This window comes from Streptomyces sp. NPDC005302, assembly GCF_040607345.1.
Lineage (GTDB): Bacteria > Actinomycetota > Actinomycetes > Streptomycetales > Streptomycetaceae > Streptomyces.
Genome location: NZ_JBEXGN010000015.1, coordinates 174,853 through 188,296, shown reverse-complemented (window position 1 = coordinate 188,296; position 13,444 = coordinate 174,853). Strand labels below are relative to the sequence as shown.

The window sequence follows — 13,444 nt, the reverse complement described above, 5'->3', positions numbered from 1 at the left end:
GGCGAACGAGGTGCGGCAACGTCTCGCGGTACTGCTCCAGGATCGGCCGGTCCTCGCCGCGCACCACCCGCCCGGCGTCGAGAACCCCCAAGTCAGCGCCCTGGTGGTGGAGTTGTGAGCCGGTGTCCGTGCCGGGGATCGACGGCCGCGGACCGGGGAGAAGCGAGACGCCGGGGGCAAGCGGCGCTCCCGCTCCGGTCGTGCCGGCGACGGCCGGCGATGAGGGCCGGAAGGGCGCGCGGGGGCTCTCAGGGCGTCTTGCGTGGCCTGCTCGACGTACCTCAGGATCCACCGCGAGCTCACGCGGCTGCGGCGACTCCCCACACCCCAGAGGACTGCGGCGGCTGCGTGTAGCACCAGGTCGTCCCTCACGGGTGGGGGGAGACCCCCCGATTCTCAAGGAGAGCTTGTGCCCAGACGTTTCACGCGTCTCCGACGGCGGTCCGCCGCAGCCTTCGTCACCGCCGCCGCCACCGCGGTACCCCTGATGGCCGGAGCCCTTCCGGCCCAGGCGCAGACGGAACCCACCCCGTACTCCGCCTACCAGGCGAAATCCGAGGGCAAGGTACTCAAGCAGTTCGCCGGCCACAAGAAGGTGACCTTCTGGGTCGACTTCATGCAGGAAGCGGACGTCACGTCCGCCCGTGCGGCCAAGGGCAAGGCGGCCAAGGCCGGCGCCGTCTACCGGACGAAGACCGCGTTCGCCGAGAAGTCCCAGGCCGGCGTCATCGCACTGGCCAAGGAGGCCGGAGCGAAGTCCAAGTCGTTCTGGATCTCGAACAGGGTGAAGATCACCGGTGACGAGGCGCTCGCCCGGAGGATCGCGGCCCGCTCGGACGTGGCCTCCATCGAGGCCGACGACCCGGTCCTGGTTCCCGACCCGCTGCCCGGCACCGACGAGGTGCCGAAGGTCGACTCCGTGGAGTGGGGCGTCGACCGGATCAACGCCCCCAAGGTCTGGAACGACCTGGGCATCCGCGGTGAAGGCATCGTCGTGGGCAGCATCGACACCGGCGTCCAGTTCGACCACCCCGCCCTCGCGTCCAAGTACCGGGGCCTGAAGGTGGACGGCACATACGACCACGCGTACAACTGGGTCGATTTCACCGGTACGTGCCCGAGCGCCGCACCCTGCGACAACCACGGCCACGGCACCCACACGACGGGCACCATGGTCGGCGACGACGGCGACGGCAACCAGATAGGTGTCGCGCCCGGTGCCCAGTGGATCGCTGCCAAGGGCTGCGGAACCAGCTCCTGCTCGCAGGACGCTCTGCTGGCCGCGGGCCAGTGGATGGTCGCCCCCACGGACGCCTCCGGCGCCAACCCGCGCCCGGACCTCGCGCCGGACGTCATCAACAACTCGTGGGGCGCCGACCTCATCGACACCTGGTACAAGGACACCGTCCAGTCGTGGCGGGACGCGGGCATCTTCCCGGCCTTCTCCAACGGCAACAACGGAACCGCGGGGTGCAACACGGCGGGCTCGCCCGGCGCCTACTCCAACACGTACGCCTCGGGTGCCTTCGACAGCGACAACGCCATCGCGTCCTTCTCCTCGCGTGGCACCGGTGAGGCCGGCACCATCAAGCCGAACATCGCCGCGCCGGGTGTCAACATCCGCTCGGCCGCGCCCGGCGGCGGCTACGCCGTCATGTCCGGTACGTCGATGGCCTCCCCGCACACCGCCGCCACCGTGGCGCTGATGTGGTCGGCCTCACCCGCACTCCGCGGCAACGTCGCGGAGACGGAGAAGATCCTCGACGAGACCGCGATCGACACCGCCGACTCCAGCTGCGGTGGCACCGCGGCCGACAACAACGTCTGGGGCGAAGGCCGTCTGGACGCGTTCGCCGCGGTCAGCGCCACCCCGCGCGGCGCGCTCGGTGCGCTCGCCGGCAAGGTCGTCTCCGGTGACGCGGGTGTCGCCGGTGCCACCGTGACGCTGGACGGGCCGATGAAGTCCACCCTCACCACCGGCGCGGACGGTTCCTACGCCCTGCCCAAGGTGCTGGTCGGCGACTACAGGCTCACCGTCTCCAAGTTCGGCTACCACCCCGCCGAGTCCACCGTCACCATCGACGAGAACGGGACGGCGACCAAGGACTTCACCCTGGAGAAGGCGCCGGACGCGACGCTCAGCGGCACCGTGAAGACCGAGGGCGGCGTCGAGGGCGGCGCGAGCATCGTGGTCCAGGGCACCCCGGTGAAGACGGTCTCGGCCGCCGACGGCACGTACACCCTGACCCTGCCGGTCGGTACGTACAACATCGTCGTCACCCCGGTCAGCCGCTGCGCCACGGCGACGACCGTCAGGGTGGAGCTCACCGATCCGGAAAGCAGGAACTTCGACCTGGGCAGCCGGGCCGACGGCTTCGGCACGACCTGCACGGTCGGTACGGGCGCCTTCCCGACCGGTGACACCAAGCTCGCCATCGCCAGCCCGACGGCCGGCTCGGCGCCCCTGGATCTGCCGTTCCCGGTCGCGCTGTACGGGAAGACGTACCGCGCCGCCACCGCCACCGTGAAGGGCGTGCTCGCGTTCGGCACCTCCAGCGTCACCTCGGCGAACGTCGGCCTGCCGTCCACGAGCGTTCCCAACGGTGCGCTCTACCCCTTCTGGGACAACCTGCAGATCGACACCACCTCCGGCAACTCCGGTGTCTACTGGGCGACTCGCGGCACGGCGCCGCACCGCACGGTGGTCGTCGAGTGGCGTGACCTGCAGTTCATCTCGGCCCCTGCCCAGCGGATCAGCTTCTCCGCGGCCATCGGTGAGGACGGCACGGTCTCGTACCACTACAAGGACATCGACAGCGGAAGCTACGAGAACGGCTCCAGCGCCACGATCGGTGTCGAGAACCACACCGGCACGGACGCCCTGCAGTACTCGTCCAACGCACCGGCCGTCACCAACGGATTGAGCGTCTCCTTCAGCACCGGCAAGAACGCGGTGCTCGCCGGCACGGTCACCGACGACAACGACGGCAAGGCCGTGGAAGGCGCCACCGTCACGATCGGCAAGGGCGGCACCACCGTGGCCACCGGCACCACAGGGGCCGACGGCAGCTATCTCGTCCAGGTCCCGGCCGACAGCACGGAGTCGGCCTACGACATCGCGGTCTCCGCGGATCACTACGCCGGCGCCACCGCGGCACGTGAGGTGAAGGCCAGGGACATCGCCGTGGCCGACGCCGTCCTGAAGACCGCCCTGGTCAAGACCTCCAAGGCCGGCTTCACCGAGGTCATACCCGCGGAGCAGGACCGCACGCGCGCACTGACCCTGAGCAACGCGGGCACCGTCACCCCGTACACGGTGGCGGAAAAGGGTGACGCCTCCTGGGTCACGATCACGTCCGCCTCCGGCAAACTGCCCAACGGCGCCACGCAGAAGGTGGGCCTGGTCTTCGACACCAGGGGCGCGACCCCGGGCACGGTTCTCACCGGCACCCTGCTCATCACGTCGGAGAGCGGCAGGGCCCCCGTCATCGAGGTCCCGCTGAAGATCGTCGTCCCGGCCTACCAGACGGCGCTCGACACCGGCGCCACCGGTTCGCTCACGGACCTGCGGGGTGACACCTGGGGTCCCGACCAGGCGTACAAGGCCGGTTCGTACGGCTACATCGGGACCGGCGGCACGCCCAGCACGACGAAGACCATCTCCGGCACGAACGAGCAGGAGCTCTACGGCACCGCCCGCACCGGCGCGCAGGAGTACCGCTTCGACAACGTCCCCGACGGCGTCTACCGCATCGAGCTGGGCTTCGCCGAGGTCAGCACCGTCAAACCGGGGGCCAGGGTCGTCGACCTGCTCGCCGAGGGCAAGGAGTTCGTCCCCAACCTCGACATCGCCCTGGAGGCGGGCACGTTCACGGCTCTGGACAAGACCATCACGGTGAAGGTCACCGACGGTCAGCTCAACGTCCGGCTGTCGGCGATCCACGGCAAGTCACTGGTGAACTCGATCCGGGTCACCCAGCGACCCGACCTGGCGAGCTGAGGCACGACACCCTGACATGAAACCCAGGACGGCCCGCCCGGCACCCACCGGCCGGGCCGTCCCTCACCGGCACCGTCCTCATGGCGAGGCGCGGGCACGAACTCCGCGCGCCTCAGCAGCACTTGACCCAGTTGGACGAGGCGTTCCACACCGAGACGTCGGCGAGCACCTCTCCCCGGCCGGCTGGAGAACATCTGGTCGGGGATCCAGCACGGTGAACACGCGAAGGTCGGCACGTCGCTGCCCCCGAACATCGTGATGTCCGACGACACTCCGGCGATCGTGAGTTCGCCCGCGGACCACCACAACGGCGTCGCCCACCTCATCCACCCGCCGTTGCTGCCCGACGTGACCATGGCGCTCTTCGAGATCCCGAGGACCCGCTTCCCTCCTGACAGCGCTCACCGGGGCGTGCGGCCCATCGTGGGGGTGGCCGTTCTCGGCCCCGGCACAGAATGCCAATCCCGCCCTTTGGCACCCCAGATCTCCGCAACCGGACGCGACGTCAGTGACCGATGTAGAGGAACCGCACGTAGCGCGCGAACGACAGCCCGCGCTGCCGGAGTCTTGCCGCCTTGACGGAGTCGCTCAGGGCCCCGTGGAGGACGCTGCTCTGCTGGAGTTCGACCGTGCGCCGGCTGAACTCCTGCCGCTTCCTTCGAGCCTGATCGCCGGCAACGGTGTTCTCTCGAGCGAGTTGTTCCCGTTCGTCCTCCATCTGCTTACGTGCCTTCACACGCAGAGCATCGATCTCAGGCTCCACAGCCGTTCGCTGGGCGGTGAGCTGGGCGCGACGACGAGTGATGCCCTGCTCGATGGACTGTCGTTCTGACGTGCTGAGGGCGGTCGGTTGCCGGGCCTCTGCGGCGGCGACTACGTGTCTGCGCCAGGTATCGAGGGCAACGGCCTTGGCTTCGCCGATGCCGCGCACGTCGACGACACGACCGCTGCTCAGCACGAGCACGGCACCGGTGCTGTTGTACTGGGCGTTCTGCACGGACTGGTAGCCGGTGAAGTCTGCTGCTGTCCGGATGCCCGCCGCCGCCAGACTCGCGGTGAGTTTCGTTCCGATGCCGGTCGGCGGGGACTGGGCAATGAGCCGTCGGCCGAGTTGATCCCGCACGTAGGCGGACTGCTTGTCCTTGAGTGCCTTGGCCTGGGCCCTGCGGAGTTCTTCCACAAGCCCGTCGATCCTCTTGGCAATATCGCGCTGCTTGCGGACCTTGCGCTCCTCGGCCTCCTTGAGTGCGGCGTGATAGCGCGCTGTGAGCTTCTGCTGCGCCCGAGGGAAGGCGTCGGTCCGCGTCACCTCCGCAGCATCGAACGTCGCCCGATCCTTGTGCAGCATCTCGGCCGCCTTGATCGGGTCATCGAGCTGAGCCAGTTCATCCGTCAGCCTGGCGAGTGCGGCTCGCGACTGTGTCCGTTCCGTGCGGCGACTCCAGGCGAACGCGGTGAGCAGAACGCCAACGACGACTGGCACCCCCGGGCCGATCGGTGGTGTCGCGAAGCCCGCGACGATCATCAAGACAGTCGCGGCCAGCATGAGCGGCCACAGCACAGCCGTGGCGATATCCAGCAGCGTCCGGACGCGGAAGCCGTCCAGTGAAGTGGTCGAAGGCGAGGGCGGCGTGGACGCAACCTGCGGAGAAACGTGCCCCGCCATCCACCCCGGCAGTCCGCCTGCGACTGGAGCAGTTGCCGCGGCACGGGACGATCCGGCTGAGGTCGCTGTCGTCGCGGCGGTCCGCTGTTGGGGTACAGCCAAAGCAAGGGGAGGCAACAGATCCAAAGGCTGGAAGGCCAAGGACCGCACATGGTCGGCGAGGCCGTTCACCGTGGGGTCGGCGTGGGCCAGCAGCGTCTGCAGTCTCGTGGAGCCGCCCGGGCTCTTGAAGTCCTCCTCGGTCAGTAGCAGGAACTCACCGCTCGGCTCGTGCAACCGATTCCACAACGCAGGATCAGTGGCAATCGCTTTGAGGGACAAGAAGATGACCCAGGCGGAGAAGCGGTCCAGCGTCGCCCCGAAGTCGTCATTCCCTCGCATGGGCGACTGGTAGTTGCGGTGCCCCCGCTCAGTGCCACCCTTTCCGGCCAGCGCCGGGACATACATCCCGTCGTAATCGACCAGGCGCAACGTGTCATCGCTCGCGACAAGCAAGTTGCCGTGTTGAAGGTCACCGTGGGCTATCTCGTGGGCCGCCAGATCCCGCGTCAGTGCCTCGAACCGGCCGGCCAGACGGTCGACGGCAAACGTATGAGTATGGTTGTCGTCGAGCCAGGAAGACAGAGTGACGGCTTCGGTCCACTCCATTTTCAGGACCGGGTAGCGATCACGCCCCACGCTGATGGCATCGGGGAGGTACTCGAACCCCAGATTCCACGATTGTGAGAGCTCGGCCGAATTCAGCTGCGCCAGTCGGGAGCTGATGGCCTGATAGCGGTCTTCTTGGTCCGGAACGTGGCGGGTGAAGCATTTGATCGCATACCTCTGACCTGAGACGGCCGACGTCAGCGAGAAGACACTCGCGAAGGCCCCGGAGATGGCGCGGGGCAGCCCCAGCTTCGTCAGTTCCGGCCGTGCACCTTTGAGTTCGGGATGCTGGAAGCACAACTGCGTGTGCTGCAGCGCCTCCGCATAGTCGGCACCGCTGGGAAATTGTCGCTGCGGACCGATGGCCGGGCCCACGGTCACCGCCCCTCGAAATCGATCCGTACGAACGCCACATCGTCGTTGCGCAGTTGTCGGCTTTCCCGCAGGCCACTCAGCCAGATCCTGAACTCGCCCAGGTCATCGGGCCCGGCGAACTCCAACAACTGGCGTACGGCGTCTTCCTGGTCCGAGGCCGAAAGGAACCACGCGGCCAGGGCATCGGTCATCAGGAGCAGCCGGTCACCGGGGCGGCAGCGTCCGTCGCTGAACCGCGTACGGCGGGCCAACAGTGCTGCGTCGTGGTTTCGACTGCTGAAGAGATCGGGCGTGGTGCCGAATTCCTCGACAGCCAGCACCGGGAACGCCTGTACGAGTCGGCTGTCGCGCACGTGGAACAGGCAGCTGTCCCCCAGGGCTGCGGCGCGCCAACGCCAAGACGGCTCAGGTGCGTCGAGGCGGGAGTCTGAGTCCGGGTCGACGCGCACCGTCAGCAAAGTCGCGTAGGCGCCCTCCGCGACCTTGGAATGCTCGTACCACTTCAGCGGGCGCCCTTCCTCATCGCGCGTCTGCGTGTACTCCGCCAGCCAGGGCTCCCACAGAGCCACCGCCGACGACGCGAACTCCTCGAAGGGAACGCCGCCCGCCAGCAGGTCCGGTCGATCCATGGCGTGTGCGGCCGCGGCGTGTGACAGCAGACGGGCCCAGTCCTTGGCCAGGGCGCTCTCCGTCGCCCCGTCGCAGACGCCTACGGTGAGCGGCTCCAGCAGCATGCAGTCGTGTGGGCTACTGGGAAGCACTGCAACGGCGTCTTCGCATTCCGCCTCCGTACTTCCCTGCTTGGGAGCCACAAGGTGCGTGACGTACACGCATGAGGTGGAGGTCGTCACCGCAGTTCGGTCGCTCGGGTGCCGATGTCGAGGAACTGTACGACCGTGGTGATGTCCGCGTTGTACACGAAGCCTCGGGTGGTCTCGCTGACCCGCTGCCCCTGCGAGGCGGCGTACGAACGCATGTGACTGGGCAGCGGGCTCGACATGGCGAACAGTGTCCGGGCGTAGCTGTCGGGGAGACCGTCGGCAGTGTCCGGGAACGCGGTGGGAGTTCCCCCCGCTGCAGACACGTGCAGATTGAACAGCAGTGCCGCTCCGTCGGCCGTGGCGTGCGAGGTGATGGCCTCGGCGGCCGCAGTGGGATCGCCATCGGTCGACTCGCCGTCCGTCAGGTTGATGACGATGGGCGGGAAGCCGGCCGGGTAGCGCTCGGTCCAGCCGGCGACGAGGCTCTCCGCGTACTGAAGAGCGCGATTCATCGGGGTTCCCCCGCGGGCCACGGGATCCATCCAGAGTGGGAAGTTGACGACGGTTTCGACCAGACCTCCGGCGCCGTCGGGCACCTTCTTGCTTCGCTCGTCCACCCGGGCCGGATTGTCCGCCACCTCGCTCAGCGGCACAATGTCCCGGCCGCCGAGCGAGCCGGCGAACGCCGAGCCGACAGTGGCGCCGTATCCGACGACCGCGACATGGAAGTAGTCGCGTACGCCTTCTTCCTTGGCACACTTGACCGAGAGTTCGGTGAGGAGCCGGTTGATGGCGTCGGCGACGACGTCAGCCTTCTGCTGGGGGACCTCGCCGCCGATCGGGTCACTCATCGAAGTCGACTGATCGACGAGGAAGATGATGCTGGTCGGATTACTCCGGCTGATCTCTGCCGTGTACGGCACGTGGGCTCCTGGCGGGCGGTGAAGAAGTCGGTCGCGGGAGGAGCTCATGTGGCATGCTGGCGCGCCGGTCACCGGCGCGTACGCCGAGCCACCGAGATCCCCCCAACTGCAGCGTAGTGCGCGGACCTTGGTGTTTGGGCGGTCAGACTCAAACTGCCCTCGCCCGATCCGCATTTCGGTCACGCCTCGTCGTACCGCGACACAGGAATCTCAACGTGCCCGTACTTCATTCCGGTCGACTGTCGAGACACCTCGTCACCCGCTCTGTTCGACCGGCCCAGACGTGCCAGGCGGGGAGCCGCGCGCCGTTCGGCAGCAGGGCCGCGTGGCTGAGAGCGAGTCTCAGGTGACGACCGCTCTCGATATCGGGTGAGGCACCGTGGTCCAGCCGGACCCGAGCCACATTGGCACCCCGGCGGACCTCGAAGTCGTACGGATATCCGTCGACTGTAAGGTCGCGGTCGAGCAGAACTCCGGAGATCTCGTCCGTCAGAAGGCGTTGCAGCAGGTCGCCAAGCAGCTCGTGCTGCGGTTCGGGATTCACGTCGGACCCATCCTGCGCAGCTTTGGCCTCGGCCGCATCCAGCAGCACACTCGGCATCCCTGTACGCGCCGCCCAGAAGTCCCTGTCCCCGAAGACGATGAGATGCGAACGGGCACGTGTGATGGCCACGTTCCACAGGTTGACCTCTCGGCACAGCCAGTTGATCGCGCTGGGACGCATCCTCTCGCCGGCGACGAGAGACAGCAGGATCACGTCCTGCTGCCCTCCCTGGAAGGTGTGCACCGTTCCGACCCGCACGCGCGTTTCGTGTTCCCAGCGCTTGGCTATGAGTTCCTTCTGCGCCCGGAATGGAGTGACAACTCCCACCGTCGAGCCATCGGGCAGCCGCTTCAGTAGACGCTCGACCGAGAGGTGGACGCGCTGCGCCTCCTCCTCGTTGATCCATGATCCGTTGCTGCCCCTACGCGCCGTACCTGTCACGTCGAGCCATTGGACCGCGTCGACTCCGTCGAGGCGTCGCAGCGAACTGGGTTCAGTGAGAACGGTCAGGCGTCCGCCGTAGCAGTGCCGATTGGAGACACCGACGATGTCCGGATGACAGCGGAAGTGTTCGTCCAGCAACAAGGGTTGTCCTGTTGCACGAGCGGACGCATGGAATGAGGAGTATCGGCGATGGTTGAGCCTGTGCTCGTCCAGCCAACTCGCCCGCAGTCCCGCCGCGCGGTGCGCGTCGGCTTCCTGGCGTGGCTGGAGAGTGGTGATGTGCTGCAACTGCATCGGATCGCCGATCACCAGGGCCCGGCGTGCGCGGAAGAGCAGCGGCAGAACGTCCAGTGTCGAACACTGACTGGCCTCGTCGACGACGACCAGATCGAAAAGACCTGCCCGGTCTCGGAAACGCCGTGCGGACCTCGCCGTGACGGCCCAGCCCGACACCTGCGGCAGGATGCGGTCAAGCGCCGACCACTGCCGTGATGACCGTGACTTCACGGCTTCGACCCGGTCATGGATGGCTGCGCGTACCGTGACTGCCTGCTCCGCAACCAACGCTCGCAGCAGTTCCACCGATGTTTCCCTGACCCGACGGTCGGCGTCGTGAAGGGCTGCCAGGAGACCGGCGTCGTCCAGTGCCGCGTCAGCTTCGGCGCCCTCCCTTCGCCAGACAACTTCGGTCTCCGCGAAGCGAACCAGGCCGGCGAACTCCTTCCGACCTCCGATCGGCACGGGCAGCGGCGCAAGCCTGCTCAGGCACCTGCGTCGCAGCCAGCCGCCGAAGATCCCCAGACGGAGTGATATGCGGGCTCGGCGCAGCCAGCGTCCCAGGGATGCATCATCCCCCAGAGCCGCAGCAAGGGCCTGCGGCGTGACTTGCTGCCGCACTGCGTGGGAGGAGCGTAGTTTGCCGAGGCTGGCGAGTTCTCGCTCGATGGCGGCGGCCTCCGCGAGTCGGCGACGCGCTGCTCCTTGATCCCCGAGCCGGTTCCGCAGTTCGCCGCGCTGTATTTGCGACGACTGACGCAGCTTGGTGCTGCGGGCCAGCCCTTCCAGGGTCCGCAGCTCTGCCTCGACTGCTGCCTGATTTCCGGTGCGGACAAGGAGTCCGGGTGCGAGGGCTTCGCACCGCTGCCAGACCTCGTCGACAGCCTTGTTGTTCGTCGAGGCGACGAGGACGGTCTGACCGGCAGCCCGGGCCGTGGCAATCGCGTTGACGATGAGCTGGCTCTTCCCGGTGCCCGGCGGTCCGGTGGCGACGGTGAGTCTGCGCACCATGGCGGCGCGGATGACCGCTTCTTGCCCCTCATTCAGTTCCAGTGGGGCTACGACCTGCACTTCGGCTTCGGCGACTTCGTCAGCCCCCTGGTCCGGAGTGCCCGTAAATGCGCCGAGCGCGGTGTCGACGAACTGACCGACGCTGCTGCCCAGCGTGGCGTAGTCCTTGACCAGTTGTGCGGTGGTCGCCGCATCCGACCGTGTGGCGAAGACGATTGCGGTATTGCGGGCACCTTCGTGGGCTGCGTACAGCGAACTTCCGTCGCCGAGCGCACCGGGGTCGAGGTGCTCGGTGTCGGGCAGGCCGAGCTCTTGAAGCAGGCTGCGTAAATCACGGACCATGTCCTCCCGGAATCCGGGTCGCCAGTTGGGCTGGTATGCGGCGAGGAGCTGCATGCCTTCGTCCTTGCCCAACCGATCGAGGACGAGCTTGGGGTGGAGGACGATGGGTCCGGTGGGCGTCACCGTGCTGCGCTGCCCGGAAGCATCGCGTTCCACCTCGATCTGACGCATGGTGAGCGGCGCGCACACCTGCCGTTTGCCGTCGTAGAGGACAGCCACGGGGTATCCGTACCAGAGGTCGGCACCGTCCTTGCGGGCACGCTCGGCGAGATCCGCGACACGATCCGGCGCCTGAACCGAGGATTCCGTGCCGGAGAGCAGGACTTCCTCGCCGGAGGGCCAGACGACACGCGGCGGATCGCTGCCCACGAGTGGCAGAAGCCCGTCGCTGGAGTTCTCCGTCTCCAGACACTGCTGGTAGTACGCCAGTAGTCGTTTCCAGTCGGCAGTGGTGAAGGCCGAGTCGTTGTGAGCCTCCACGGCGCTCTTGACGGGTGCCGGTCTCACCACACCGTCTCTGTCCGTGACTGGGCTGAGGCCGGCCGGCAGCGGTCTGAGGGCGGGAATCTGCCGGCCGGTGGAGGCATGGGCGAGGTAGATGTCGCCGGTCACCTGCAGGCTGGACTGTGTCGGAGTCTGCTTGCGTCCGTCCGGTGCCTTCCCCAGGGCACGGCTGATATGCCGGAAGAGGTCGTTCGCCGAGACCTGTCCGTCACCGTCCAAGTCTGCTTGCCCTGAGTGCAGGCCTTCGACCATGGCTCTGGTGAACTGCGAGGGTTGATCGGCGTCGGTCGTGAAGGCCTGTTCCCAGTGCTGCGACGCGGTGATGACATATACGCCGCTGGCCTCCACCGCGGGTGCTGTGCCCACTTGCGCGGCGCCCTTGCTGCGAAAGCCCTGCACCGCACTGCCACTGAAGCAACAGTCGAGCAGCAGGATCTTGCGCCGGGCCGCACACTTCTCCAACTGGTCTGTCACGTATGAGGCTTCGAGTGCTGTCTGCTGGATCCGGTCCGCCCCGGTGTCCGTGGTGACGTAGTAGAGCTGACCGTCCTCCCGGTCGTACGCCCCGTGGCCGCTGAGGTAGAGCACGACCAGTTCGTCCGGCTCCCGGTCGTTGAGGAACTGCTCGATGGCCTGTTTGATCGCCGCCTTCGACGAGTCCTCCAGCCGCACGCACTTCTCGTAGCCGCCGACCGCGGGCATCTCGAGCACCTGGCTCAGGTAGTGCACGTCCGCACGCACGGACGGCAGGTCCGCGAATCGCTCATCGTCATATGCGGCGGTGCCCAGGAGTAAGGCGTGCTTACGACTCATCGCTCATCCCCCGGGCCGGTGCCCGAACCGTTGTCGCGGCCGTCTCGCAATTCCCGCACTTCGCGCCCGGAGACACCGCCCTGGAACTCCGTCACTGTTCCGTCGGCATGTACGACACGTACCTTGCGGCTCTTTCGCACCTCGACCCAGGCCTTGATGGCGGTCCTCGCCAGGGCGAGAGAGCCCGTGGTGAGGACGAGTACAACTTCCGGGGTCAGCAGTTCCGTCCCCTTCGCGCCCGCCGTGCCGCCCTGCGTGTCCGGCACGGCGAAGCGCACTCGAGTGCCGTCCAGCCGGTGCAGAACCTCGCGGAGCTCTCTCGCTTCGAGCTCCGCTTGCCGCGGGTCCGCGCCGAACACCTGGATCCGCGCGGGCTCGATCTCGTCGGACATGCTCCCCCTCAAACCGTCAACTCGACTGCTTCACAACCGAGTTGTGGAGCATCCATGATCTATCGTCACCCTAGTGCGTTTCCCGCTGCCAAGATCTGGGCGCCCAGCGCCTGCGTGGTGCGCCGTCGTCCGGGACACGCAGAATCCTGTACAGCGGCTCTCCCAGATCCGCCCACCTCTCCAGGGCATCCCGGTCCACCAGGCGAATCCCATAGCGCGGACCGCTGGCTCTCGCGGCCGCCGTGAAGCCACCGGTGGTGACGATCACCGCGAACTGCGCGCCGTGGTCGTGACGGTATGTGCCGTTGACCCGCTGAACATCCTGGTCCCCGACTCTTCGGTCCGGACGCAGCCGCTTGCACTGCACGACGACGCGTCGTCGCGCATGGTCGACGACAAGTACGTCGGCGCCCTTGTCTCCCGCTCGGCCCACATGTTCGGCGGTCAGCCCGTCCCGGCGCAGCAAGGAACAGACCGCCATTTCGAACCCCCGGGGGTCCAGCGAATCAAGATGCGCCAGCGAATACCGTACGGGGCCTGCGGGGATTGCCGTGCGGTCGGTCCATCTGCGCAGCGCCGGCATCCTCGGCTTCAGGCCGATTCCCGCTGCCACGAAGGCCAGCACGAAGCCTGTTCGCACAGGCCACATCTGCGCCATCTGCCACAGAGCACCGACCACAGCCAGAGTTCCCCCACCCCAGCCCCACCAGGGGACTGCCTTCCACCCTCCTTGGCTCCGCCTGCG

General features: G+C 67.4%; 7 protein-coding genes. 1 reads left to right on the top strand and 6 read right to left on the bottom strand.

Going from position 1 to position 13,444, the window contains the following annotated elements; genetic code table 11:
- The first annotated feature begins 409 nt into the window (after window positions 1-409).
- Complete coding sequence (locus tag ABZT74_RS22845) at window positions 410-4,000, top strand: S8 family serine peptidase (protein WP_356437609.1); 3,591 nt, start codon at window positions 410-412, stop codon at window positions 3,998-4,000.
- Between the two features lie 505 nt (window positions 4,001-4,505).
- On the opposite strand, the gene ABZT74_RS22840 is transcribed toward ABZT74_RS22845, so the two are convergent.
- The 6 genes from ABZT74_RS22840 to ABZT74_RS22815 form a co-directional block, all read right to left on the bottom strand.
- A complete protein-coding gene (locus tag ABZT74_RS22840) occupies window positions 4,506-6,689 on the bottom strand; it encodes a hypothetical protein (protein ID WP_356437606.1) in 2,184 nt (727 codons plus the stop codon).
- 2 nt (window positions 6,690-6,691) lie between these two features.
- On the bottom strand, window positions 6,692-7,423 hold the full coding sequence (locus ABZT74_RS22835) for a hypothetical protein (RefSeq protein WP_356437604.1): 732 nt from the start codon (window positions 7,421-7,423) through the stop codon (window positions 6,692-6,694).
- A gap of 113 nt (window positions 7,424-7,536) precedes the next feature.
- Window positions 7,537-8,373, bottom strand: coding sequence for a vWA domain-containing protein (locus ABZT74_RS22830; protein WP_356437602.1), 837 nt, complete (start codon window positions 8,371-8,373; stop codon window positions 7,537-7,539).
- Between the two features lie 226 nt (window positions 8,374-8,599).
- Window positions 8,600-12,307 (bottom strand): AAA domain-containing protein, encoded by a 3,708-nt coding sequence (locus ABZT74_RS22825; protein WP_356437599.1) that lies wholly within the window; start codon window positions 12,305-12,307, stop codon window positions 8,600-8,602.
- Window positions 12,304-12,699: a hypothetical protein gene (locus ABZT74_RS22820; protein WP_356437596.1), complete on the bottom strand. Its 396-nt coding sequence runs from the start codon at window positions 12,697-12,699 to the stop codon at window positions 12,304-12,306. Before ABZT74_RS22820 ends, ABZT74_RS22825 begins: the two co-directional genes overlap by 4 nt.
- A 70-nt stretch (window positions 12,700-12,769) precedes the next feature.
- Window positions 12,770-13,357, bottom strand: a complete 588-nt coding sequence (locus tag ABZT74_RS22815; protein WP_356437593.1) for a restriction endonuclease — start codon at window positions 13,355-13,357, stop codon at window positions 12,770-12,772.
- Between the last annotated feature and the right edge of the window lie 87 nt (window positions 13,358-13,444).

Coding starts and splice junctions, on each gene's coding strand:
- ABZT74_RS22835 (WP_356437604.1), bottom strand. CDS start 7,423: ATGCTGCTGGAGCCGCTCACCGTAGGCGTCTGCGACGGGGCGACGGAG.
- ABZT74_RS22825 (WP_356437599.1), bottom strand. CDS start 12,307: ATGAGTCGTAAGCACGCCTTACTCCTGGGCACCGCCGCATATGACGAT.
- ABZT74_RS22820 (WP_356437596.1), bottom strand. CDS start 12,699: ATGTCCGACGAGATCGAGCCCGCGCGGATCCAGGTGTTCGGCGCGGAC.
- ABZT74_RS22815 (WP_356437593.1), bottom strand. CDS start 13,357: ATGGCGCAGATGTGGCCTGTGCGAACAGGCTTCGTGCTGGCCTTCGTG.